Origin of the sequence: Putridiphycobacter roseus (assembly GCF_003234935.1) — a bacterium.
Lineage (GTDB): Bacteria > Bacteroidota > Bacteroidia > Flavobacteriales_D > Crocinitomicaceae > Putridiphycobacter > Putridiphycobacter roseus.
Genome location: NZ_QKSB01000005.1, coordinates 267798 through 293634, shown reverse-complemented (window position 1 = coordinate 293634; position 25837 = coordinate 267798). Strand labels below are relative to the sequence as shown.

Below are 25837 nucleotides of genomic sequence, written 5' to 3'. Positions count from 1 at the left end.
ACAATGATATCATTGTTCAGCTTTAATTAATAAATTTAATCCTTTAATAATCTGTATCGATTATTTAGGACTAGACAGATGATAATACTTATTTCAAAATCGCTCTTGAAATTACAATTTTTTGAATTTCAGAAGTGCCTTCATAAATCTGAGTGATTTTAGCATCTCTCATCATTCTCTCTACATGGTATTCTCTAACGTAACCATATCCACCGTGAATTTGAACCGCTTCAGAAGTAACTTCTTGTGCAATGGTAGAAGCATATAATTTTGCCATTGAGGCTGCCAATTCAAAGTCTTTACCTTGGTCTTTTAAAGTAGCGGCTTTTAAACACATTACTCTTGCAGCTTCTACTTTGGTTGCCATATCAGCCAATTTAAATGCAATGGCTTGGTGCTTGTATATTTCTTTTCCAAAAGTTTTTCTTTCTTTTGAATATTTAATCGCTAATTCTAATGCGCCAGAAGCTATTCCTAAGGCTTGAGAAGCAATTCCAATTCTACCACCACCCAATGTTTGCATGGCAAATTTAAATCCAAATCCTTCTTCACCAATTCTGTTTGCTTTTGGCACTTTTACATCATTGAATAATAAAGTGTGTGTATCAGAACCTCTAATACCCATTTTATCTTCTTTTTCTCCAACGATAAAACCTTCCATTCCTGGTTCTAAAATCAAGGCGTTAATTCCTCTGTGACCTTTTTCGCGGTCTGTTTGAGCCATTACAATGTATACTCCTGCTGTACCACCATTGGTAATCCAGTTTTTTGTACCATTCAATAAATAATGGTCACCCATATCAATGGCAGTTGTCGTTTGTGATGTTGCATCCGAACCAGCTTCTGGCTCTGATAAACAAAATGCACCCGTAATTTTACCACCTGCTAAAGGTTTTAAATATTTTTCTTTTTGATCTTCCGAACCAAATCTTTCAAATCCCCATGCAACTAATGAGTTACATACTGACATGACCACTGCAGTGGAGGCATCTACTTTTGAAATTTCTTCCATAGCCAAAACATAAGAAACAGTGTCCATACCGCCTCCATCATATTTCGGATCGACCATCATACCTAAGAATCCTAGTTCTCCTAATTGTTTTACTTCTTCTGTCGGAAACCTAGCATGCTTATCTCTATCTGTTACTTCTGGTAATAATACATTATTTGCAAAATCTCTTGCTGCATCTCTTACTGCTAATTGCTCTTCGGTTAATTTAAAGTCCATGCTATTTCAATTTATGAACTCACAAAAATAGTGCTTTTATTGATTTATTGCAAAAAATCAAAAATTTATCGGTACTAAATATAAAATATTATCCTTTTATCTATGAATTTCTATTTTGAAACCTTGATTATTGAATTATATTTAGCATTCATTAATAGAAAGAAATGAATATTTTAGGACTCATGTCAGGGACTTCACTTGATGGTTTGGATTTGTGTTTGGTAAAATTTGAAGTCAGTGATGATCAATATAATTTTAGCATCCTTGAAAGTGAAACCATTCCTTACCCTAATTTATTGGCCGAAAATCTCAAAAAAGCGGTCGATTTATCCAGTGAAGATTTATTGCGTTTAGATGTTGAATTGGGCCGATATTTTGGAGAAAAAGTGTTGACCTTTCAACAAAAATTCGATTTGGAAATAGACTATATTGCTTCTCATGGTCATACGGTTTTTCACCAACCCGAAAATGGTTTTACTTTGCAAATAGGTTGCGGAAATCAATTGTTTGCTCAAACCAATATTCCTGTCATTTACGATTTTAGAAGTCAAGATGTAGCATTGGGAGGCCAAGGGGCGCCACTGGTTCCAATTGGTGATTTACATTTATTTCAGCAATATGTGGCTTGTATTAATTTTGGAGGGATTGCTAATTTATCTTTTCAGTCTGAATCAAAGCGATTGGCCTTTGATATTTGTCCAGTTAACATGGCGTTTTCTTATTTAACCAATCAATTGAATTTGCCTTATGATGATGGTGGAATGATTGCAAAATCAGGAGAAGTCAATCGAGCATTATTAATGCAATTAAATGAGCTGGAATTTTATCAAGCAGCAGGCCCAAAATCTTTGGGTTTAGAATGGTTTAATGCCAATGTATTACCGCTTTTACAAAATGAAAATATTTCTATCCCTGATAAATTAAGGACCATGGTGCAACACATTGCCATACAAATTGCCAATGTTTTAAGTGAATTAGGAAATGGAAAAGTTTTGGTCAGCGGTGGAGGAGTCTATAATGTCTTTTTAATGGAACAGATAAAGGCCGAAGTTCGACAAGAAATTGTAATACCAACAAAGGAAATTATAGAATTTAAGGAAGCCTTGATTTTTGCTTTCTTGGGTTATTTAAAAGTTCATGGAAAAGTAAATGTGCTGCAATCGGTTACTGGAGCGAGCAAGGATTCCGTGAGTGGTATTTTGGTAAGTTAAAAAAACACCAACATCTAAGTAGGATGACCAATCAAAAAATGTTGGTGTTTCATTATCCAATACCTACCTGTTTGTGATACGTATTGGCAAATTATAATTAACAGCAACTGGTTTTCCCATTTGTTCGCCCGGTTGCCATTTAGGCATTTTTTTAACCACCATTAAAGCTGCTCTATCGTGTTCAGAGTCTAATCCTTTTCCAATGACAACATCAGAAATATTGCCTTGTTTATCCACTACAAAATTGACAATAATGGTTCCTGAAGTTGGAAATACGCCTTCAGGCAATCGAATGTTTTTTGCAATCCACGAACCCATATCTCCAGGAAATTTTGGCATTACATCAGGCGTGTCAATTGCACCTACATTTGGTGGGACAAACCCTGGCGTTGTGTCACCTAATAAATCGAGTAGTCCATCAAAATTTAAGTCAATTTTGTGGTCAATTAATGGTGTGGCAACTGTTTTAAGTGGGAGTTTCACTACCAATTTAACTTCGTTCACTATTTTTTGTTTAGGTAATACCTTTTGCTTGGCTGCATAAACCATTTCTTTAGGAATCTCTGGATAAGTGAAAACAGTGTCTTGTTCCCAAGCCATTTTATTTGTGTCAGTAAACACTGGTGTGATATATTCAAAAGCTGCTAAACAAATAGCACTTGCTAAAATTAAACCAATCTGAAAAAAAGCGAATCTTTTTCTCTCTAAGTCTGCTTTGGGGTTTTTCTTTTCAATCATATGCTTTAATTATTTGTGAATACTTAAAGTTAGAAGTTGCAAATGTTATGCCATAAAAGTGTCTACACCTTAACGGTAGGCTTTGTTGATTTAATTGAAAAATATCAAGTGACCCATTCAATTAAAAAATTAATTTATTACCTTGCCAGATTAATTCTAATATTATGTTTGCTAGTCGCTTAAAAAAAACAACGTTATTAATTGTAGCTGGCATTACCTTGTTTACTGCTTGTAAAAAAGATGAGGTGGAGGCAGAAGAAGTTATTGCGTACGCTATGACTTTAAAAATAAATGATGTTTTATATGAGTTCAACAATACTTTTGGGACAAATGAAGCGAGTACAACTACAATTTACAGCTATTATCCAGAGGAGGAATACATATTGTTACAAGGAAAAAATACTGCTTTTGATGGTATTACTATACAAATGTGGCTAAAAAGAAGCGACTTAGTGGTTGGAACTTATGTTGTAAGTGCCAAAACGGATGGTGAAGACACTCATGTTGACCTGATTGATAATACCAATGATGAAAGTAGTTTTATTTTAGAAAATACAATTTCTGGAACAATTAATATCTCTTTTGTGGATACGGAAGTGAAAAGAGTTAAAGGAACTTTTGAGTTTAAAACTTCGGAAGGAGACGCTAGTACTGATCCCGTAAATTATACAATTACAGACGGTACTTTTGACTATGTTTATGATGTGGAATGATTAATGTTAAGGGTAGTAGAGAAAAAAGTATTAATTAAGTGTTTTAGCTTGTGGAATACTTAATTTAAAAATGGTTCAAAAACAGTGCAACAGCCCTGTAAAAAAAATAGCTTATGAAAAATATTAAATTTATTATCTGTGTTTTATTTTTTACCAATTCGGTACATGCACAAGACCATACTAGTTACAATAATTTAATGTCTTTAGCTAATAAAATGATGGTAGCTGAGCGTTACGAAGAAGCCAGTGTGATTTTTAAAGCAACCCGTAATGAATTTGCTGATTTATATAAGTCGATTGACTTGTTTTATTGGGCACTTTCTGAGGCTGAAATTGGACATGAATTGATTGCTTACGATATATTGTTAGACGCAAGTAAAATTAATAATGACGGGCATGATATTTCAGCCGAAATTAATGATGAGCCCAACTTTGTTTTTCTTTCCGAAAAGCAATTGAAAGAGATTAAGGCGGTAGAGCGTAAGATAAAATTAAAAAAGTTAAATGAAGAGTTGGTTCTGAAAATAGCTTATATAGATTCCGTTGACGCCTATTGGGAATACTATATTGACTCGGTGGTGAAATTTGAAGTAGATGAAGCTATTTTAAGTCAAAATAAAAATTTATATGAAAGAAATATGCTGGTGAATAAAAACCTTTTCATCACTTTTTTAATAGAAAATGGATACCCAGATTTTATGGAAACAAATGCGGTAATGCTAAATTATTTGCAAAGAACTACTGTGGCTGATTGGAAAAAAATTGACAAAGCTCTTTTGCTTGCGTTAAAGAAAGGTTTTCTTTCTCCGGCTGATTATGCTTACAGTTATTTTTTAGTGCACAAAGTGGATAAATTTCATGCGGCAGAATACATGCAGTATGTTGGCGAGGACGATCAGAACAAACGCATTCAAATGAAGGAAATGGGAAATATAGGAATGGGAATGTAATTCTGTAATGGATTTTTTTGGATTTATATTGCTATAAACGCAAATGAATTTCTAAAGAAATTATAGGTTAACCTCTATTGGTAAGGGGAGTTGGATTTATTTAATTTATTTCAATAAATAACTTTGCATACAATGCCGTTATTAGCTTGCCTAAAGCGGTTAATTTACAACAAATGATAGGGCACTATCTTGAACCAATTTCTTTAAAATAGTAATTCATTTTCGAATAAAAACAGCCACTGTATTTCCAAAAATTAAAAGGATGCTTAATACAACCCATATCATACCAAAAGTTTGAAAATCTCGGTGTTCCAAGTCGAGCATTACAAAAAATGAAAATGCGAGTAAAATACCATAGATCGCGAATAAAAATACAAAAAGAATTTTTTTTCTATTGATGGTGTTTTTCACAAAAGTAATTATTTGTAGAATCAGTGCAATAGAAAGAAAAACACCTGAAATAATAACTCCTTTAGCGGTTAAAACAGGGATATCTTCTATTGGACTATAATTTTGGTGATCAAATTCGTTTAAATGAGTAATCAAATAATTATCTCCAGCGTTAAAAATTTGAATCCCATAATAAAGAGCAATTAACAGGGCTATTCCACTAAGGACATTAATAGCAATATGAATCTTGGTCATTTAACTTTATTTTAGGTTACATTGATTAGAATACGGCTTAAAAGTACAAATATTATTTAGCAATGTATTATATTTGCGGCAATATGGAAAGCACAAATAAAATTAATGCAAGTAATGCGCCTAAGCCTGTTGGTTTATACCCACATGCAAGAAAGGTAGGTAATTTGCTATTTTTATCAGGTGTTGGTCCTAGAGTGGCCAAGTCGAATGAAAATGATTCTGACGTGCCTGGGTTAAAATTAGACCATAATGGAAACTTTTTGGAATTTGATTTTGAAAAACAATGTCGTTCCGTTTTCGATAATGTAAATGCCGTATTGGAAGCTTCAGGTTCTTCATGGGCAAATTTAGTGGATGTAACTGTTTTTCTAGTAAACATGAAGCGAGATTTTGCGGTTTACAATAAGGTTTATGCGGAGTACTTCAAGGACAATCAGCCTTGTAGAACAACGGTAGAAATCAACTGTCTACCTACCCCAATAGCCATTGAATTAAAATGTATAGCAACAATAGATTAAAATAAATTATGATTGGATTACTCGTTAAAATATTATTATCATTAGCATCTTTTGCATACACCATTTACTTATTTGCAGTTGGTTCTTGGGGTTGGGGGATAAGTATGATTTTTGTGACTGCAGTTATTGTATTAACCATTTTTAGAAACGAATGGATTTTATTGGCATTTAACCAAATGCGTCTGCAAAATCAAGAAAAAGCATTAAAGTATTTAAGTAGAATTAAGCAACCACAATATTTGGTGAAGGGGCAAAGGGCTTACTATTATTATTTATCCGGTTTAGCTGGAGGTAATAAAGCTAAAATGTCTGAATCAGAGTCGTTCTTTAGAAAGGCCTTAAATATTGGGTTAAAGCAACGTCACGATCAGGCAATGGCTAAATTAAATTTAGCGGCAATTTGCATGGGGTCAGGTAGAAGAAAGGAAGCGGAATTGATGTTGACCGAGGCTAAAAAACTAGACGATAAAGGAATGTTAACGGAATATATCAAAGACATGCGTAAGCAAATTGGTAGGTCTACTTCTAAAAACCAAATGCGAATGGCCCAAATGGCCAACGGTAAAAAAGGTAGAATGCGTTAAAAACAATTTTTTTCATTTATAAAATGGCAAGCCTCTTTAACCATGTTAAAGGGGCTTTTTTATTTTTAAAAATGGCTTTATCACCCTATTTTATTCTTTTTATCCAGCTAAAATGCAGATTGATAAATCAAATTAGGAATATTTAATATAAATTCCCGAATTATATTTTTAAATTCGCAACCATAACATAAATTCTTATGGACTACAAAAAGCTGAATAATTATATCGGATGGGCTGTTTTTTTAATAGCAACACTCGTTTATGTATTGACCTTAGAGGGAACAACTTCCTTGTGGGACTGTGGTGAGTATATTACTACAGCATACAAATTGGAGGTGGGTCACCCACCAGGAGCACCTTTGTTTATGATGTTGGGAAGACTATTTACTGTTTTTGCGGCACCAGAATCAGCGGCATATATGGTAAACTTAATGTCTGCCCTAAGTAGTTCCTTTACGATATTATTCTTGTTTTGGTCTATTACCATGATCGCCAAAAGAATTATTTTAAGTCCAAATGATAATTTATTCTCCAAACCCGCTGCTATAGCTGTAGAAAAAAGAACTGCTTTAACGGCTGGTGAAAAGTGGGCTGTTTTAGGAAGTGGTATCATTGGCGCTTTAGCGTATACTTTTACGGATTCATTTTGGTTTTCGGCGGTAGAAGGTGAAGTTTATGCCATGTCCTCTTTCTTTACTGCTTTGGTGGTTTGGGCCATTCTAAAGTGGGAGTCTGAATTGACTGATCAAGAAGCATTTCCAGAGGACGAAGAAATACAATCTAAAAATGCAAATCGCTGGATTATATTTATCTTTTTCATGGTTGGATTGTCCATTGGCGTTCACTTATTGAACTTATTGTGTATTCCGGTATTGGCTTATGTTATTTATTTTAAAAAGTACAAAGAAACTACTTGGTTAGGTTTTATCCTTACAGGTGTAATTGGGGTAGCTGTATTGGGTATTATTCAAGCTGTAATTATTCCCGTTACCATTAACTTGGCTGGAACAATGGAAAGAGTTTTTAGAAATTCTTTCGGTTTGCCATTTAATTCAGGTGCCATATTCTTTTTTATCCTAATTACTGGAATAATTGTCGCTTTGTTAATGTATTCTAGAAAAACAAATAAACCCATTTTAAATATTATTACTTGGAGTGGCTCTATGTTATTGATTGGTTACACTTGTTTCGCAATGATTGTAATTCGTTCGAATGCTAATCCACCTTTGGATGAAAATGATCCAGAAAACTTGGTAAGTTTAGAGTCTTATTTAAAGCGTGAGCAATATGGAGATTGGCCAATTTTATATGGTCAATATTTTAATGCAAAAACGTTGAGTAGAAATAAATGGGGAGATCGTTCAGATGTTTATTTAAGAAGATTTGTTGTACAAGATAAAAGTGGGTTAAAAGATATTGCTGGATTTGAAACGGAAGCGGAAGCGAATGAATTTGCTGCCGGTAATAAAGGAAAAGTAGTGGAAAAATACTACAAGTCCTTTGATGGTAAAAATCAAAAACCTAAATATAATCCTGCACAATCAACAGTTTTCCCTAGGATGTATAGTTCTGAAGACCGTCATGTTCGTGGATATTTGAGCTGGTCGGGAGCGACGAGTAAGACCAAAACACCGGAATTTTCTGAAAACCTTTCTTACTTTGTAAATTACCAAGTCAATTGGATGTATTGGCGTTATTTTATGTGGAATTTTTCGGGTCGACAGTCAGATGAACAAGGGCATGGTAATGCTAGAGATGGTAATTGGATTTCTGGTTTAAATTTTATCGATAAATATCATGTTGGGGACCAAACATTAGTACCTTCTATCATAAAGGATAATGCTTCACATAACAAATTTTATATGTTACCATTAATTTTAGGATTAATCGGTTTTATATTTACCATGTTAAAAGCATCTAGATCCTGGTGGTTAATTACCATTTTATTTCTTTTAACTGGTGTGGCGGTAATCATTTACTTGAATCAAAAACCATTTGAGCCAAGGGAAAGAGATTATGCTTATGCCGCTTCTTTTTATGCTTTCTCTTTTTGGATAGGTTTATCCGTTTTAGGGCTTTTTAAAGCCTATAAATCTATGGATTGGAAAGAATTAAGTAAAATAGCTATGGGCTTAGGTGTGTTTACTGTTATATTGTTTATTGGTGGTACAGCTACAGGAATCGCTATGTTATACATTTCTGCTATGATTGTATTGGCTTTTGCAATAATGGTTGGGTTGAAAAGCACGGTTAAAAGCGAAGCACAATTGGCTATAATCGCTACTTTGATTTGCTTACCTGTACCAATTCTAATGGGTATGCAAGGTTGGGATGATCATGATCGTTCTGGCAGGTATACGGCAAAAGCATTAGCCAATAACTATATGATTGGCTGTAGTACTAATTCTATTCTGTTTACTAATGGAGATAACGATACTTTCCCATTATGGTACTTACAAGAGGTGGAAGGACAACAAACTGATTTAAGGGTTTGTAATTTAAGCTTATTTAGTACAGATTGGTATACAGCACAAATGAAACGTAAGGCCTATGATTCGGATCCATTACCTATTAGTTTTGAGGAGGAAGAATACCGTCAAAATAGATACTTAGATGTAGTTTATGTCCAAAGTTCAAATCAGTTGACCATGCAATCTGAATCTTTAAACAGACAAGGTAAAGAAATCATGGATTTAAAAATGCGAAATAATCCTGAAGTATTTGCTAATGGGTTTAAAAATGCATGTGGACAATTGTACGCTATTTTAGCACAAAGTAAATTAGCAAGTACACAACCTGAAGTAGTAATTTCTGTGCAAACTTTTAATGAAACAGGTACCTATTACAAATTCAGAGATTTTGTATTTAAATTAATGAAAAGTGGGAATCAATTAGGTTTGAATGAACATCAATTACAAGCTGTTCAAAAAGTGTTACAAGATTTTAACGATAGTTTTGATTACTTGCCTTTAAGTTATGTGATGGAATTTTTACATGATGAAAAAAATCTATTCGATAACCAAGGAAATAAATTATTTTTATTGCCGTCTCGTGGGTTTACTATGCCAATTGATGCAGAACATGTGAAATTAAATAGTATTGTTGCTGAAAAAGACTACGATAGAATTGCTAAAGAGTTGAGATGGAAATTACCTAGTGGTAAAAATTATATTACTAAGGCTGAAATAATGGTCCTAAATATAATAAGTAACTTTAATTGGGAAAGAGATTTGTATTTCGCAGGTGCAGCTTCACCTTCTACTTATTTAGGACTTCAAAAGTATTTCTTCAACGAAGGCTTAGTCTATAAATTGGTGCCATTAGAAATTAATAAGAATAGAAATCCTAATTCTTTTGGAGAAGTTAACAAAGATGTAGCTTATGAAAATATAATGAATAAGTATATCTGGGGTAATATGGAAAAAGAAGGAGTTTTGGTTGATTATTACACTAAAAGAGGGGTGAGTAATTATAAAATTCAATTTAGTGTTTTGGCAGATGCATATGCGGAAGACTATGATTTAGCTAGTCGTAAACTTGAGTTCTTTGCCAACATTGATGGAGATAGTGCTTCTACAGAAATGAAAAAATTGGAATTGATTCAGGCAGAAACAAAAGAGAAGATTGTTAGTTTATTTAATCGTGCTTTAGAAGTAATGCCAAATAATAAAGTACCTTATGGAAGATTGATTCCTTATTATGTTAGTGGTTACTTAAGTGTTGGTGCTAATGCAGAAGGTGAAGCACTTGCTGCCGAAGCTATGCGCGTTTATGAAGAAGAGTTAGACTATTATTTAGATGTGGATGCTGAATTTTCAAAATCCATGCTCGAAGATGCTTCCAATGTTTTAAGAAGTATGTTGACGATTTATCAGACAGTAAGTGTGGTATATTCAAATAGCAGTGATGAATTGAAAACAAATGTGGAGAATGCTGTTCAAAAGTACATGATGGCCTTTGAAGCTAAGAAAAACGAATATAGAAAAGCGGATGCTTTAAATGCTTATAACAGATCTGTTGGTGGTTTAATTAATCAATTTACAAGCCAACAGCCTTAAAATAGATAAGTGAGAATATTTAAATACCCCAAATGGCTTCGGAGATTGTATCCCGATTCGATTTGGGGTATTTTTACATCTAATCCTATCCTTTACTTAACTTTTGACGACGGTCCCTGCCCTGAAATTACAGACTGGATATTACAGGAATTAAGGCAATATAATGCCAAAGCAACATTTTTTTGTTTGGGAAAAAACAGTAAAAATTACCCTTTATTAATGTCTAAAATAATTGCAGATGGACATTTAGTTGGGAATCACTCTATGCGTCATTTAAATGGACGTAAAAGCGGTACTAAGGCTTTTTTAGCAGATGTGGAAGAAGCGGCAAGATATACTTCTACTACACTATTCCGTCCACCCTATGGAAAATTAAAATTTAAGCAGCATAATCTGTTAAAAAAAGCGGGATATCAAACCATATTTTGGTCTTACTTATCTTATGATTTTGATTTAAAAATACCAGTTGAAAAATTAGTCGAACAGGCTAAAAAAAAGATCAAAGCAGGAGATATTATTGTCTTACACGATTCCGAAAAAGCTTTTGTAAATATGCGCGTTTTGTTGCCAGAAATCTTGACATACTTTAGCGAAAAAGGGTTTCAATTTAAAGCCATTCCCCGATAAATTTAAATAAAAAAAGTCCAAATGCTAGGCAAATGGACTTTCATAATGTTGTTTAATATTTTATTTAGAAAGGTAAATCGTCGTCACCTTCAGCAACAAATGTTTCAGCGTTTTCAGCACTTGCAGGTGCAGCACTACTTCCTTCTGAAGCTGGGTTAATTTTCCAAGCATCTAATGAATTAAAGTACTTCACAACACCTTCTGGATTTGTCCACTCTCTTCCTCTTAAGAAAAACACTACTTCAACCATATCTCCTACTTTTACAGCATTCAACATGTCACATCTGTCTTGTACAGCTTGAAACATGATGGTTTGTGGATATTGACCTGAAGCGTCCAATACTACAAATTCTCTTTTTTTGAAAGAATCCGTGATATTTTGTGTTTCACCTATTACTTTAATTTCACCTTTTAACGTATACATAGTTTTGATTTATTTAATTATTAAAGGACAAGAGTGTTTTCCACGCTTCGTCCACTTTATTTTCTTTTAATTTTTCTTTTGCTAAGCTGTGTAATTTTATTTCTAATGTTTTCTGATCGTCCTCAAATTCAATAAATAATTCACTTAAATCAAGTAATTTATATTCGTTGACTTCAGTTTCATCAGGAATGGTTTCTATGTTACCTAATTGTCCAAAATCATTTTTTGTCAATACGGTAGATTCCAAAATGTCTTTTGGAATGGCATCATAACCAATCCCAATAGTAGTGATTGGTTTGGCAATTTCAAACATGGAGTTTTTATCTGCCCTGCAATACCAATTGCCACCCATTCTTGCGACTAAATCAATTTTGTGCTGGTCAATTTTACCATTTTCGTCTAAAATTTCTTCCGCAATGTGGATGCGTTGCACTTCACAAAATACCAAGTTTCCTGCACCACCATCTTGGCCCAATTCTTTAACTTCTGTGACGATACACTCAAATTGAACTGGTGCTTCGGCAACCCTAAATGGTTGTACTGTTTCTGAAGCAACTTTGGTAAAGCCAGTCTTAATAAATTCATCCACATTTGGTTCGAATGGTGAACTTGCCAATGACATTTGGTGAACCATATCGTAATTCACAATATTAATTACTACCTCTTTTACTGCCTTTACATTGTTGTAAGTGTCCTTTGTTGTATTTGTTCTGCCGCTTCTTGCTGGAGAAAAAATTAATATTGGCGGATTTGCACTAAAAACATTAAAGAAACTAAAAGGGGCTAAGTTAGGATTCCCGTCTTTGTCTACCGTACTGGCAAATGCAATCGGACGAGGGCCTATAGCGCCTAATAAGTACCCGTGAAGTTGTGGTACCGGAATGGTTTTTGGATCAATTGTTAACATCAACTGCAAAGGTATTAAATTTTTATGGGGACTAAAAAAAAGTAATTCACAATCATGGAATTTATTTAACATTATCTGCACGCGCAAATAAAATTGTCCAATTAGTAATTTCTTTAAATCGAAGGTAAATTTGTTTAAGGCGTACATTATCAGTATACTTGTTAGTGTTAACTATCTATTATGAAAATTGTAACCCTTTTTTTGCTCATACTTTTTTTTAGAAATGATGCACAATCTCAAGCGTTGACGGTGATTTCAAATATTGTTTCTGAACCTTTTTGTAGAACTACAAATTATCAAAATGGGTATGGCCTTTTAAACTGCGTGGTTACAGGTGGTAGTGGAAATCATTATATCGATTGGACGAATCCAGAAGGATTGGTTGTTTCTCATTTTTCCAATTTATCTATTCCAAAACCGGGCTTGTACGTATTAGAAGTTTTTGATACCATATCAGGAGCTTATTTTATTGATTCAATGATGGTAGATTCCATTAATCCCGAAGCAGTATTAAACATAGTTTCAAATGGTCTTACTGATTTAGGTAATGATGCGTATGAGGGGAATAATTCAGTAAACGTTACTTTAGAGAATCATTCCACAGGTTCTTTTCAAGTGGGTAACCCGCTTTCAGATACCATTTTTTATTGGAATTTGGACACTAGCATTACAAATGGATTTATTTACACCTTTGATATGAACCCCATCATGATTACTTATGAAGTTGGAGTTTATGATGTAACACTCATAGCAAAGAATTACAACGATTGTACCGATACTGCTCATGCAAAAATCTCTATTTATTCAACAGCAGGTAACCTGGCCACATTTGATGAAGTGAAATTTCAAGTTATAGCTAATTATCAAGGAAAATACATAAATGTAGTGCAAGCATCAAACAATAACGCAAACATTCAAGTGTTTAATATGCAAGGTCAATTAATGGCAACACATGCGCTAAACAATACGGAAACTTTTATTCCATTTAATCACCCGCAAGGCGTATATATCTATCAAGTAACGCAAGACTCAAAGGTGGTTTATAAAGAGAAGTTTCTATTTTAAAATCGTGTGAAAAGTTTTTTAAGGTGCCCTTTGATATAGTAGAGGCATTTCTCTTTTAACTATTTTTGGTAAAGAGTATCCGTATAATTATTCAACTTGTTAGAATGATAAAAGGTTTTAGGAGGAAATGCTTAAACTAACTTTCTTTATTCCCAAAGGAGTAAATGGCTATCGTTTTTTAAATTCAAAAAAGGATGAAGTCCTGGGAAATGAAAATTTATATACAATTAACCCATGCAACTATCTCTTTGTTTTAATTCAGTATCAACTTAATATTAACTGATTTATCACTATGAATATTAAGGGTTATAGCGCGTTTTAATAATTTTTGGTTCCTTTTTCAATGTAATACACTTTAAATGTTAACCTAATTTCAAACTTAACTTAAGCCGAAATGGATTTGTACATTTTTATTTAATGCAAGCATAACTGCTAGGTAAAAGCATTGGTAGCTTACTGCTTTACTTTTGTAAAAAAAAGTAAGATGAAAAAAATTCTACTCTCCTTAATAGGTATCGGCGGAATAGTATTCCAAGGATCCGCTCAATTGGATGTGACTGCACCAGTTGTAACAGCTGTAAACCCAATTACTAGTATTGAAATATTGGTTGTGTTTAGTGAAGATGTAACTTTAGCGACAGCTAGTGATGTGCTCAACTATACCGGTTTAGGTACGGTCAACACAGCAGTGTTTTCTGGTATGCAAATGGATTCAGTTACTTTAACATTAGCAAGTGGTTTAGATTTAGGGGTTACCAATACAATTACAGTTTCGAATGTAGCTGATAATTCTTCTAATAACAATGTGATGGTTAATTCAAATCACAGTTTTATTTTCAATAATTCAACACCAAATATTATCATTACTGAAATCATGTACAATTCTCCTGAATCAGGTACAGATTCTTTAGAGTTTATCGAGATTTATAACAATGGTACTTCAGATGCATACTTAGGTGGATTTGAATTTACAAATGGGGTTAACTATATTTTCCCGACCGATACCTTAAGTCCTGCGGCATTTTATTTAATCGCAGTAGACCAGGCGGTTGCAGAAGTATTTTTTGGAATGGCGTTTAATGGCGAATTTACAGGTGCCTTAAGCAATGGTGGTGAGCTTTTAAAAATTGTAAATACTTTCGGAATTACTATAGATTCAGTGGATTATGATGATGCTTCGCCTTGGCCAACTGGACCAATTGATCCTGACGGTGATGGTGCATCCATTGAACTTATAGATATAAACCAACCTAATGAAATGGCAAGTAACTGGACGGCTGGGTCTATTCAATACGGCATAGTAAATGGTTCAACGGTATTTGCTTCACCAGGCGCATTCACACCTCAAGCTAATATGCCTTTGGTTAATGTTGTAAATTCTAACCTTACTTTTGATGAAACTGCAGGACTTGTTTCAATCGGATTAGATTTAACAAACAGCAACGGTATGCCGAGTATTGTAAAGGTGAAAGTTTCAACTGGAAGTACTGCGGACGTAAATGATTTTTCTGTCCCGCTTAGTTTAACTTTCCCTGGAAATGTGGATACAACTATGAATTTTGACATTAACATAGTAGATGATATGTTGACCGAAAGAACCGAATACATTAGTTTAATATTCTTAGATTCTTCAAATACGGAAATCGGATCGACAAATATTGCAACAGTTTATATCAAGGATGATGAATTTACTGCGCCAATAGGAAATGGATCAATTAACATGGAGCCAATTTATACTTACACTGTGCCGACTGGATCTGCTGAAATTTCGGCGTATGACCCAAGTTCTAAAAAATTGTTTGTCGGAAATACTACTTCAAATTTAATTGAAGTGTTGGATATCTCAGACCCTCACAATGGGGCTTTATTACAAACAATAGCGATAGGTACATATGGTAATTTAAATAGTATTGCAGTTTGGGGAGATACAATTGCTTTGGCTATGGAAAATAGTACAGACCCGCAATTGGCAGGTAGTGTGGTGTTTTTGGACGCAAGTGGTGCTTTATTAAATCAACTGACTGCTGGTGCAATGCCTGACATGGTAACTTTTACCCCAGACCACAGCAAAGTATTGTCGGCAAATGAAGGAGAACCAGATGACAATTATACCAATGATCCAGAAGGTTCGATCAGTGTAATCGATATTTCAAATGGGGTATTAAATGCTTCCATTACCAACGCTACTTTTACAAGTTTTAATGCACAACAAGTAGCTTTAGAAGCAAGTGGGGTGAATATTTACGGACCAGGTTCAACAGTAGCACAGGATTTAGAGCCGGAGTATATTACTGTAAATGAAACTTCAACTATTGCTTGGATTACTTTACAAGAAAATAATGCATTGGCTAAATTGGATTTAGCAACCAACACGATTACGGATATTTATCCATTAGGATATAAAGACCATAGTTTGCCTGGAAACGCAATGGATGTTTCCAATGATAATTCAGAAGTATTAATAGCCAACTGGCCAACAAAAGGAATGTATCAACCAGATGCGATTGCTTCTTTTTCAGTAGGTACTTCCACATATTTAGTGACAGCTAACGAAGGTGACTCTAGAGATTACAATGGTCTTGAAGAAGAGGAAAGAATCGGGGATGGTTCTTACCCGCTTGATTCAACTATATTTGGTGACTTTATGCCTATCTTAAAAGATGATTTAAATGGAGGTAGATTAAAAACTACCAACACCATAGGAGATATAGATAATGATGGAGACTTTGATGAAATTTATTCATTCGGCGCACGTTCTTTTTCTATCTGGGATGAAAATGGCGTATTGGTTTACGATAGTGGAGATGACTTTGAGCAAATTACTGCAGCAGATGCTACTTTTTCAAGTATTTTTAATACCAGTAATAGCAATGTTTCTTTTAAAAACCGCTCGGATGATAAAGGGCCAGAACCGGAAGGAATTGTAACCGGTGTGATTAACGATACTGTTTATGCTTTTATTACCTTAGAAAGAGTGGGTGGGATTATGGTGTATGATGTGTCAGATGTTACCAACCCATTATTTGTACAGTACATTAATAACAGAGACGTAGCTACTGCAACTGGTGACTTAGGTCCTGAAGGAATTATCTTTGTAAATGATAATAATAGTCCAATTGATACTGCTTTAGTCATTGTTTCTAATGAGGTAAGTGGTACAGTTACTATTTATAAAATCAACCATACCATTATTTTACCACCACTTGCAGATTTCAATGAAGATGACCATACAATTTGTGAAGGTACCACAGTGAACTATACTAACGAATCTATAGGGGTGCAAGATACTTGGGAATGGACTTTCAACGGTGGAACACCAGCAACATCTACATTAGAAAATCCAACAGTAACTTATACCATTGCAGGACAATATGATGTACAGTTAATTGTGAGTAATGTAAATGGTACAGACACCTTAATGAGCACAAACCACATGGAGGTATTTGCAAATCCAATTGCACCTACAATTTCACAAATTGATGCACTTACGCTTTCTTCAACTGAAGTAAACGGCAATCAATGGAATGATGTAAATGGAGAAGTTACAGGAGCAATTAATCAAACGTTTGTGCCAGGAGTTGATGGAGATTATAGTGTGACCTATACAGATGTTAACGGATGTTCTGCAACGTCTAGCATGTTTAGCTTTAGCGATTATTCTTCGGTAGATGATTATGATGGAAAAACATTGATAATATATCCAAACCCTGCAGCTGAGGTTTTAAATTTCAATAAAATATTGAATGTTGAGGTGATAGACCTTTCCGGTAAAATAGTGCTTGCAGCTAATCAAGTAAATGCAATTGATATTAGTGATTTATCCCCTGGAATGTACGCATTGAAAACAAGTAATGGAAAGCAATTAAAATTCATCAAAAAGTAAATTTTCTTCATAACATAATTAAGTCTTTGATGTTTTTTTAAGGAGTTCCGTTTGGAGCTCCTTTTTTCATTTTATTATTTTAATTTTGAATAAATAAAAGAATGATATTATGGCTTTGATAAAATCTTGTAGGGGCAACACCCCGCAAATTCCAACTTCTTGCTGGTTGGCAGAAAATGCGACTTTAGTGGGGGATATAAAAATGGGTGAAAATTGCAGTGTTTGGTTTAATGCAGTGGTGAGAGGTGATGTAAATACGATTCAGTTTGGAAACAATGTCAACATTCAAGACGGGGCAGTGATTCATTGTACTTACGAAAAGACCAAAACTATTTTGGGAAACAATGTTTCTGTTGGTCATAACGCTTTAGTACACGGTTGTACAGTGGCCGATAATGTGTTAATTGGCATGGGCGCCATTGTAATGGATAATTGTGTGATTGAGTCGGGTTGTATTATAGCGGCTGGTGCTGTTTTATTAGAAGGAACCCATGTAAAGTCGGGCAGTATATGGGCAGGTGTACCGGCAAAAAAGGTAAAAGATCTTTCTCCAGAAATGTTCGAAGGTGAAGTCAAGCGAATTGCAACCAATTATCGCATGTATGCTTCTTGGCTCGAAGCATAATTGTAGCATTGAATATAAAATATAAAAATCGTCCAGTGCTAAAGCAACTGGACGATAAACCTATGTGGTATGGTTTTTGGGTTTTCTTTTATCTGTTTTTAACTACAATTTGAAAGTCAAACTCACCTGCAGTAAGTCCGTTTACGCCTGCAATGCCAATCATTATTTTATAAGGACGTTGAATGGCGTTAAACCTGATACTTCTAATATTGTTTTTGGCCTTTCCCATCTGGTTATTGTCTGCTTCACAAGTTACACAGCTCGATAGTTGCGGTACAATTGCATTGTTGTTGACCCCAATTTGGTAACCATATAAGCTCAATTTAGTGCCTGGTTTTTTGGGAATTAAAGTGACGGTCATCACAGAATTAGCTGGAATTTCGGTTTCAAACAACAAATGATTTCCGGTATAATTCTCTTTTTGAGTTTCTGGAAAACAGGCAACTGAACTATTCCAAGCCCAAGATAAATCAGTTAATTTTACCCCGTTTTTTAGGTCATCCGTAAATGCTTTTCCACCACCAATTGCCACATTTTCACATTTTTTTACAGGAACTTTTTTCGCAGGTGTTTGCAAAGGGCTACCAGTACTAATAGTGAAAAAAAGTAAAAGACTTAAATATATTGAATGCATCATGTTGTTTGTGTTATGATTTGACTCAAAACTATGACAAAAACATAAAACATTCCTCACCCTAAAGGGTGAAATGCTCTTTTAATTTTGGATTTCTTGGCTTTTTAGTAAACTTCCTTTGATGGCGGCTTGGGTTCTGTTTTTTACATCTAATTTATTGTAAAGGCTTAATATATGTGTCTTTACGGTGTTCACGGAAAGGAATAAGTTTTCACCAATTTCTTTGTTAGACATCCCAGTGGCTAATAATTCTAAAATTTCCTGTTCCCTATTGCTCAATTTGTCTTGTAATACAATATTTAATCCTTTATTATTTTCTGAGCTCGCTGTATTTAAATCTTCAATTTCATTTTTCAGGGCCATAGTCTCGTTCAATCTGAAACGTATTTCTTCCCGTAAACTGTCCATTTTAGCTAAGTTATTTTTCCTGAAAATATATAAAATACTTAATAATATTAGAATACCCAAAATAGCTACTACTAACCATAATCTTTGAACGGAATTTCTACTGGCTATCAAAGCATTTTCCTCGTTTAATAATTCATTTTCAATTAATATATTAACGTTTTCTAAACTGTCAATCATTACTTTTTGGTTGTAATCAAACTGGTACTTGCTTTGCAGTACGGCTTTTTGATTGTCAATGCTATTTAAACTATCATGTAGCTCACTGTATATTTCATGGTATTTTAAAGCTAAGCCTGGTTTTTTCTCTGTTTTATAAATTAAATATAATGCCTGTGCCGACTTTGAAATTTCGTGTGAATAACCATGTTTAAGCGCAATTTCATGCGCCTCGGTTGCCATGGTTTTGGCTCTTTTTAAGTTTCCGTTGGCGCTATAAATATTTGCTGCTTTAAATAAGCTTATGGCTAGTCCTTTATTCACTTTTTCTTTCCTTCTAATCGTTATACTTTTATTGTATAATTCTAACGCTTTATCTGTATTACCCATTTCTTCGTATACAGTTCCCATATTACTATAACAGAAAGAAATGCCTGTTTGATCGCCTATTTCATTACGAATAACCAAAGCTTTATTATAATAATCTAATGATTTTTCATAAACCTTTTTATAGCGATAGGCTGAACCTAAATTATTGTAATTTGTTGCTAAACTTTTTTGTTTGTCTAATGCTATGTTTAGCAGCACGCATTCATTAAAATATTTAATGGCTTGGTCATGATTCAACAACTCTTGGTGTAACATGCCTAAATTGTTTAAAATAACAGGGTAGCTTTCTTTATTATTGATTCTTTGCGCAATATCTAAACTTTTTAGGTTGAATTTTATGGCTTCGGGAATATTACCCAATTCCGCATTTAAATATCCCATCCAACCATAAGCTTGTCCCATGCCATCTACATGATCAATTTTTTCTGATAATTGCATGGCCTTTTCTACAAACCAAAAAGTAGTGTCGGGGTTTTGATGGACAAATATTTGAGCTAGTCGATAATAGGTGTCAATTTTTACACTATCTAGTGTTGTTTCTGATTGGGTAATTTTAAAAAGTGAATCTTTTGCCTTTGCGCTAGACAGCGGTTGGGCTTGCAATAGGATACAAAAAAATAATAAATATAAAGTGAGAATGCATTTGTGCATCATTTGGTTTTAAAAGGGTTAGGTTAGTTAGCTAAGATATAAATTTAATAGAGAATTGTTGGATAAAATAGAAATTATCCTATATTAGTTAAACCAATAATCTTAAAGATATGCGTTTACAAAAAATGGACATTGAAAAAATATTGTTTCTTGATATTGAAACAGTACCTGAAGTTTATGCTTTTAGTGAGTTAGATGAGAAAACAGCAGACTTATATACTAAAAAAACTAAGTTTTTTCAAAAGGATGGGTTGACAGCGGAAGATGTTTATGAACGTGCTGGTGTATATGCAGAATTTGGTAAAATTGTATGCATTTCCTGTGGCATTGTACAGGAGAAAAATACGGGTAAAACCATTCGAATGAAGTCTTTTGCCAACCATGACGAACACAAATTGTTGCTCGATTTTGCGGAAATGTTAATGGCTTATTATAATACACCAAACCATGCTTTATGTGGTCACAATGCAAAAGAATTCGATTTTCCTTTTATTGCTCGTAGGATGTTGATTAACGGAATTGATATTCCGGATATTTTAGACATAGCAGGGAAAAAACCATGGGAAGTTAATTTATTAGACACCATGGAACTGTGGAAATTTGGGGATTATAAACATTATACTTCTATTGCGCTTTTGTGTCATATCTTTAATGTGCCAACACCAAAAGATGATATTTCGGGTGCGGATGTAGCTCGCGTTTATTACGAAGAAGATGATTTAGAAAGAATTAAAGTGTACTGCGAAAAAGATGTCATTGCACTGATTCAATTGTTTTTGAAGTTTAGAAATGAGGGATTGGTAAAAGAAGAGAATATAGGGTGAGTAGATTAATAATTGATAGTACAATTTTACTAAATAGGGTTATAATTACTCACTACAGCTTTTTTACTACTCACTTTTAATGTTGCATTTATTTGTGCTACTAAACGCGAGCACTTAGAAACACTATTTAAAACAAACTAAAAAAGCGACGATTGCTCGCCGCTTTGAATGTTTTCACAACGGAATAATCCTTATTGTGATTTGCTTTCAGACTTCAAATATACAAAATCAATTTTATTTATTCGATATTAAAAAAAGGGAAAAATCCTGTTTTTTATTTCAGTTAAAATACTTAGATTCAGACTTTAAAAAATGACGTGAATTTCCATAGTTTGGAAGTTAAGAATAGCAGGTAATTTATTAGTAAATGGGAAAAAAAGTTTTAGGATTAGATTTAGGGACAACGTCTATTGGATGGGCTTTGGTAAATGAAGTAAAAGATGGTAATTCAGAAATTATAAAGTTAGGTGTAAGGGTGAATCCATTGACAGTAGATGAGCAAACTGATTTTGAAAAAGGAAGGCCTTTGTCAACAAATGCGGATAGAACATTAAAAAGAGGAGCACGAAGAAACTTGCAGAGGTTTAAACAAAGAAGAGAACATTTAATTGAGCTTCTTATTTTTAATAAACTTATTGCAGATGACGCACTTTTGACGGAGGTTGGTAAAAATACTACGCATAACACTTTACAATTAAGAGCACAAGCTGCAACTCAAAAAGTGAGTTTAGAAGATTTCGCAAAAATATTATTGACAATAAATAAAAAGAGAGGTTATAAAAGCAGTAGAAAAGCAAAAAATGATGAAGAGGGGAGCTTAATTGATGGTATGGCTATTGCGAAGGAATTATATGAAGCAAATTTAACCCCAGGAGAATACGTTTATAATTTATTAAAAGAAGAGAAAAAATTTATCCCAGACTTTTATCGTTCTGACCTGCAAAGTGAGTTTCATAAAGTTTGGAATGTGCAAAAACAATTTTATCCTAATTTATTAACAGATAAATTATTAATAGAATTAGAAGGAAAAGGAAGCAATGCTACTTGGGCAATTTGTAAAGATCCTTTTTCGATTGAAGGCATTAAGTTAGAAGGAAAAAGGGAAGAAATAAAGCTGAAAAAGTATGAATTAAGAACAATAGCTTTACAAGAAAAAATAAATCTTGAACATCTTGCAATTGTTCTACAAGAAATCAATAATAATTTAAATAATTCAAGTGGATATTTAGGAGCAATTAGTGATAGAAGTAAAGCGTTATATTTTAATAATGAAACGGTTGGTGAAAACCTTTACAGACAAATTCAGGAAAACTTTCATACTAGTTTAAAAAATCAAGTGTTTTATAGACAAGACTATTTAGATGAATTTGAGCAAATTTGGGAAACACAAGCTAAATATCACACTGAATTAACCGAAAAACTAAAAGCGGAAATAAGAGATGTTATTATCTTTTATCAAAGAAAACTAAAGTCACAAAAGCACCTAATTGCCGAATGCGAATTTGAAAAATATCATAAAGCTATACCAAAATCTTCTTTTTTGTTCCAAGAATTTAAGATTTGGCAAAATATAAACAATTTAGTTTTTACTAATAAACTTACCAAAGAACAAAAAACGTTAAGTGAAGACGATAGAGAGTTACTATTTGCTGAACTTAATATAAGGGGGAACTTAAAAGAAACCGAAGTACTAAAGTTTTTTGGATATGGACCTAAAGAATGGAAATCGAATTATACGGAAGGAGTTGAAGGTAATAGAACTAATGAAAGTTTATACAATATATATCAACATATTTTAACCGAGGAAGGATATGGCTTCGACTGGAATAAACGATCGGCTTTAGAAATAAAAGAAGAGGTTAGACAAGTATTTAAACAAATTGGAATTGAGCCTAAAATTCTAGATTTTGATGTTAATTTAAATAAGGTTGACAAGCAAGAAAGTTATCAATTATGGCACCTTTTATATTCTGCGGAAGACGATCATAAAATTGATGAAGCAGATAAATTTAAATATGGAAATTCAAATGTAGCTATTAAAAAAATACTTGAGCGAAAATATGGTATTGAGCCTAAGTACGGTAATCTTTTTGCAAATATGAGTCTGCAACAAGATTATGGTAGCCTTTCTGCTAAAGCTATTAAGAAGATTATACCTTTTCTGCAAAGTGGAAATGATTATGCCGAAGCATGCCGATTAGCAGAATATAACCATTCGAGTAGTTTAACAAAAGAAGAATTAAAAAATAGACAGCTTAAAGAAAAACTAGAATTAGTTCCCAAAAACAGTCTTCGCAACCCGGTTGTAGAAAAGATTTTGAACCAAATGATTAATGTAATCAACGAAATTGTTAATACATATGGTAAGCCTGACGAAATTAGAATAGAATTAGCACGAGAATTGAAAAAATCTGCAAAGCAACGAGCAGAAATGACTTCCTACATTAACAAAGCGACTAAAGCCAATGATGATTTTAGAAAACTAATTACAAAAGAATTTGGTATACCAAACCCAACAAAAAATGATGTAGTTAGGTACAAATTGTACGAGGAATTGAAAAGAAATGGTTACAAGACAATATTTTCAAATCAATATATCGAAAAAAAGGATTTATTTTCAAAAAAAATTGACATAGAACACATCATTCCAAAAGCATTATTGTTTGATGATTCATTTTCTAATAAAACTTTAGCTTTTAGAGAAGTTAATTTAAAAAAGGGGGCAAGGACGGGGATTGATTTTATTACAGATGACTATAATTCGGAACTGGAAAGCTATAATAGAAGAATAGAAAATTTGTATGATAAAGGAAAAGGAAGTATTAGTAAGGGCAAATTTGAAAAATTAAAAACAAGTAGGGAAAAATTACCTGAAGGTTTTATTGAAAGAGATTTAAAAAATAGCCAATATATAGCCAAAAAAGCAAAAGAAATGCTATTTGAAGTTTTCGAAAATGTGATTACAACCAATGGCAATATTACAAGTAAATTAAGGGAAGATTGGGACTTAATTAATGTAATGAAAGAGTTGAACTTAGCTAAATACCAATTGGCAGGTTTAACTGAAATAGAAGAAAGAAAAGAAGGTAAAAAAGTTGAAATAATAAAAGATTGGACCAAACGAAATGATCACCGCCATCACGCAATGGATGCGCTAACAGTTGCGTTTACCACCCATAACCATATTCAATATTTAAATAACCTAAATGCTATTGCTAACCAAGATAAAAGGTTTGAGAATTTGAAAAATAGTGTTACTTCTGTTATAAAAACAAAGAGTGGAAAAACCAAGCGAATATTTACACCACCAATTACTAATTTTAGAACAGTAGCAAAAAAGCATATTGCATCTATTTTAATTTCATTTAAGGCAAAAAACAAAGTAGTAACCAAAAATGTAAATAAAACAAGAATCAAAGGAAAGGATAAGTATAAATTTACAACGCAACTTACACCAAGAGGTCAGTTGCACAAAGAAACGGTCTATGGTAAAAGCAAGCGAGAACTACAAAAGAAAATTAAATTATCTAAAAAGTTTACTTTTCAACAATTAAACTTAGTTGTAGATTTAAATATCAAAAATTTATTACAAAATCACTTGGCAAAATTTGACAACAATTTTGAAAAGGCTTTTGATGCTAAAACCTTAAAAAAAGAACCCATACTTTATAAAGGAGAACCCATTTTTGAAGTAAGGTGCTTTGAAGAAATTTATACCATTAGAAAAGATATTACCCCTGATTTAAAAATTGAAAAAGTGGTAGATGAGGGCGTCAGAAATATTCTTCAAAACCGATTAGATGAATATAATAATAACAAAAAAGAGGCTTTTTCTAACCTTGATAAAAACCCAATATGGTTAAAAACCCCACTTGAAAAAAGTGAATGGAAGAATAAAAATCAACCCCTACCACATGAAATAGGGATTGCTATAAAAAGGGTTAAAATATCTGGAGTGAGTAATGCGGAAGCTTTACACGTTAAAAAAGATCATTTTGGTAATGAAATTGTAGCTAAAGATGGGTTGAAAAAACCGGTAGATTTTGTAAGTACTGGAAATAATCATCATGTGGCAATTTATAAAGACGAAACGGGAAAATTACATGAAAGTGTGGTTTCTTTTTACGAAGCAGTTGCGAGAGTTAATGCCGAGCAGCCAATTATTGATAAAACTTTAAATAGTGACCTTGGGTGGACCTTTTTATTTACTATGAAACAGAATGAAATGTTTCTTTTTCCACCTGAAGACTTTAACTTTGATAAGAAAGATTTGTTAGATGAGAAAAATAGAAATGAAATAAGTAAATATCTCTTTAGAGTTCAAAAAATTTCAACAAAAAATTACCTATTCACACACCATTTAGAAACTATGGCAACAACAGGTGATGACTTGAAAAAATTGAAACTATTAATCGGTGAAAAATACCATTTCATACAAACACCAAGTAATTTAGGAAATTGTATTAAAATACGAATAAATCACATTGGGCAAATAGTTCAAATAGGTGAATATTAGAGATTTTTAAAAAAATTATTTGTGACTTTTGCAACCTTAAAGTGTGTTTATGCCGTATAATAAATGTAATAAACATTTAACG

At 33.2% G+C, this 25837-nt stretch carries 19 protein-coding genes; 12 read left to right on the top strand and 7 right to left on the bottom strand.

Annotation, left to right across the window (positions count from 1 at the left end):
- Positions 1-88: 88 nt before the first annotated feature.
- Complete coding sequence (locus DNU06_RS10535) at positions 89-1228, bottom strand: acyl-CoA dehydrogenase (RefSeq protein WP_111063293.1); 1140 nt, start codon at positions 1226-1228, stop codon at positions 89-91.
- A gap of 164 nt (positions 1229-1392) precedes the next feature.
- On the opposite strand from DNU06_RS10535, the gene DNU06_RS10530 reads away from it, so the two are divergent.
- Entirely contained in the window at positions 1393-2439 is a 1047-nt protein-coding gene (locus tag DNU06_RS10530; protein WP_111063292.1) for an anhydro-N-acetylmuramic acid kinase, read from the top strand.
- Positions 2440-2502: 63 nt separating this feature from the next.
- Here the strand turns inward: DNU06_RS10530 and DNU06_RS10525 are convergent, their stop codons facing one another.
- A complete protein-coding gene (locus tag DNU06_RS10525; protein ID WP_111063291.1) occupies positions 2503-3177 on the bottom strand; it encodes an energy transducer TonB in 675 nt (224 codons plus the stop codon).
- Between the two features lie 164 nt (positions 3178-3341).
- On the opposite strand from DNU06_RS10525, the gene DNU06_RS10520 reads away from it, so the two are divergent.
- Both DNU06_RS10520 and DNU06_RS10515 read left to right on the top strand, forming a co-directional pair.
- On the top strand, positions 3342-3890 hold the full coding sequence (locus DNU06_RS10520; RefSeq protein ID WP_111063290.1) for a hypothetical protein: 549 nt from the start codon (positions 3342-3344) through the stop codon (positions 3888-3890).
- Between the two features lie 113 nt (positions 3891-4003).
- Complete coding sequence (locus DNU06_RS10515; protein WP_111063289.1) at positions 4004-4840, top strand: hypothetical protein; 837 nt, start codon at positions 4004-4006, stop codon at positions 4838-4840.
- 216 nt (positions 4841-5056) lie between these two features.
- On the opposite strand, the gene DNU06_RS10510 is transcribed toward DNU06_RS10515, so the two are convergent.
- A complete protein-coding gene (locus tag DNU06_RS10510; protein WP_111063288.1) occupies positions 5057-5485 on the bottom strand; it encodes a hypothetical protein in 429 nt (142 codons plus the stop codon).
- 83 nt (positions 5486-5568) lie between these two features.
- Here DNU06_RS10510 and DNU06_RS10505 point away from each other — a divergent pair, with 83 nt between their 5' ends.
- From DNU06_RS10505 to DNU06_RS10490, 4 genes are all read left to right on the top strand, one after another.
- Positions 5569-6003 (top strand): RidA family protein, encoded by a 435-nt coding sequence (locus DNU06_RS10505; protein ID WP_111063287.1) that lies wholly within the window; start codon positions 5569-5571, stop codon positions 6001-6003.
- An 8-nt stretch (positions 6004-6011) separates the two neighbouring features.
- Positions 6012-6587: a DUF2892 domain-containing protein gene (locus DNU06_RS10500; RefSeq protein WP_111063286.1), complete on the top strand. Its 576-nt coding sequence runs from the start codon at positions 6012-6014 to the stop codon at positions 6585-6587.
- Between the two features lie 197 nt (positions 6588-6784).
- A complete protein-coding gene (locus tag DNU06_RS10495) occupies positions 6785-10645 on the top strand; it encodes a glycosyltransferase family 117 protein (protein WP_111063285.1) in 3861 nt (1286 codons plus the stop codon).
- A 9-nt stretch (positions 10646-10654) separates the two neighbouring features.
- Positions 10655-11272 carry a polysaccharide deacetylase family protein gene (locus tag DNU06_RS10490; protein WP_111063284.1) on the top strand — a complete coding sequence of 206 codons (618 nt, stop codon included), beginning with the start codon at positions 10655-10657 and terminating at the stop codon, positions 11270-11272.
- 64 nt (positions 11273-11336) lie between these two features.
- On the opposite strand, the gene DNU06_RS10485 is transcribed toward DNU06_RS10490, so the two are convergent.
- Both DNU06_RS10485 and DNU06_RS10480 read right to left on the bottom strand, forming a co-directional pair.
- Complete coding sequence (locus DNU06_RS10485) at positions 11337-11696, bottom strand: DUF3127 domain-containing protein (protein WP_111063283.1); 360 nt, start codon at positions 11694-11696, stop codon at positions 11337-11339.
- 13 nt (positions 11697-11709) lie between these two features.
- Positions 11710-12603, bottom strand: coding sequence for a flavin reductase family protein (locus tag DNU06_RS10480; protein WP_111063302.1), 894 nt, complete (start codon positions 12601-12603; stop codon positions 11710-11712).
- A 180-nt stretch (positions 12604-12783) separates the two neighbouring features.
- Between DNU06_RS10480 and DNU06_RS10475 the strand changes: the two genes are divergently transcribed.
- The 3 genes from DNU06_RS10475 to DNU06_RS10465 all read left to right on the top strand — a co-directional run bounded on the left by DNU06_RS10475 (position 12784) and on the right by DNU06_RS10465 (position 18176).
- Positions 12784-13668 carry a T9SS type A sorting domain-containing protein gene (locus tag DNU06_RS10475; RefSeq protein WP_111063282.1) on the top strand — a complete coding sequence of 295 codons (885 nt, stop codon included), beginning with the start codon at positions 12784-12786 and terminating at the stop codon, positions 13666-13668.
- A 484-nt stretch (positions 13669-14152) separates the two neighbouring features.
- Positions 14153-17551 carry a choice-of-anchor I family protein gene (locus DNU06_RS10470; protein ID WP_111063281.1) on the top strand — a complete coding sequence of 1133 codons (3399 nt, stop codon included), beginning with the start codon at positions 14153-14155 and terminating at the stop codon, positions 17549-17551.
- Between the two features lie 109 nt (positions 17552-17660).
- On the top strand, positions 17661-18176 hold the full coding sequence (locus DNU06_RS10465; protein WP_111063280.1) for a gamma carbonic anhydrase family protein: 516 nt from the start codon (positions 17661-17663) through the stop codon (positions 18174-18176).
- Positions 18177-18264: 88 nt separating this feature from the next.
- Here DNU06_RS10465 and DNU06_RS10460 read toward each other — a convergent pair whose 3' ends face one another.
- Complete coding sequence (locus DNU06_RS10460; RefSeq protein WP_111063279.1) at positions 18265-18813, bottom strand: hypothetical protein; 549 nt, start codon at positions 18811-18813, stop codon at positions 18265-18267.
- Positions 18814-18891: 78 nt separating this feature from the next.
- Positions 18892-20418 (bottom strand): tetratricopeptide repeat protein, encoded by a 1527-nt coding sequence (locus DNU06_RS10455; RefSeq protein WP_111063278.1) that lies wholly within the window; start codon positions 20416-20418, stop codon positions 18892-18894.
- A gap of 107 nt (positions 20419-20525) precedes the next feature.
- Here DNU06_RS10455 and DNU06_RS10450 point away from each other — a divergent pair, with 107 nt between their 5' ends.
- Together DNU06_RS10450 and cas9 are read left to right on the top strand one after the other, a co-directional pair.
- Positions 20526-21239, top strand: a complete 714-nt coding sequence (locus tag DNU06_RS10450) for a 3'-5' exonuclease (protein WP_111063277.1) — start codon at positions 20526-20528, stop codon at positions 21237-21239.
- A gap of 367 nt (positions 21240-21606) precedes the next feature.
- On the top strand, positions 21607-25755 hold the full coding sequence (cas9, locus tag DNU06_RS10445) for a type II CRISPR RNA-guided endonuclease Cas9 (protein WP_111063276.1): 4149 nt from the start codon (positions 21607-21609) through the stop codon (positions 25753-25755).
- The last annotated feature ends 82 nt before the right edge of the window (positions 25756-25837 follow it).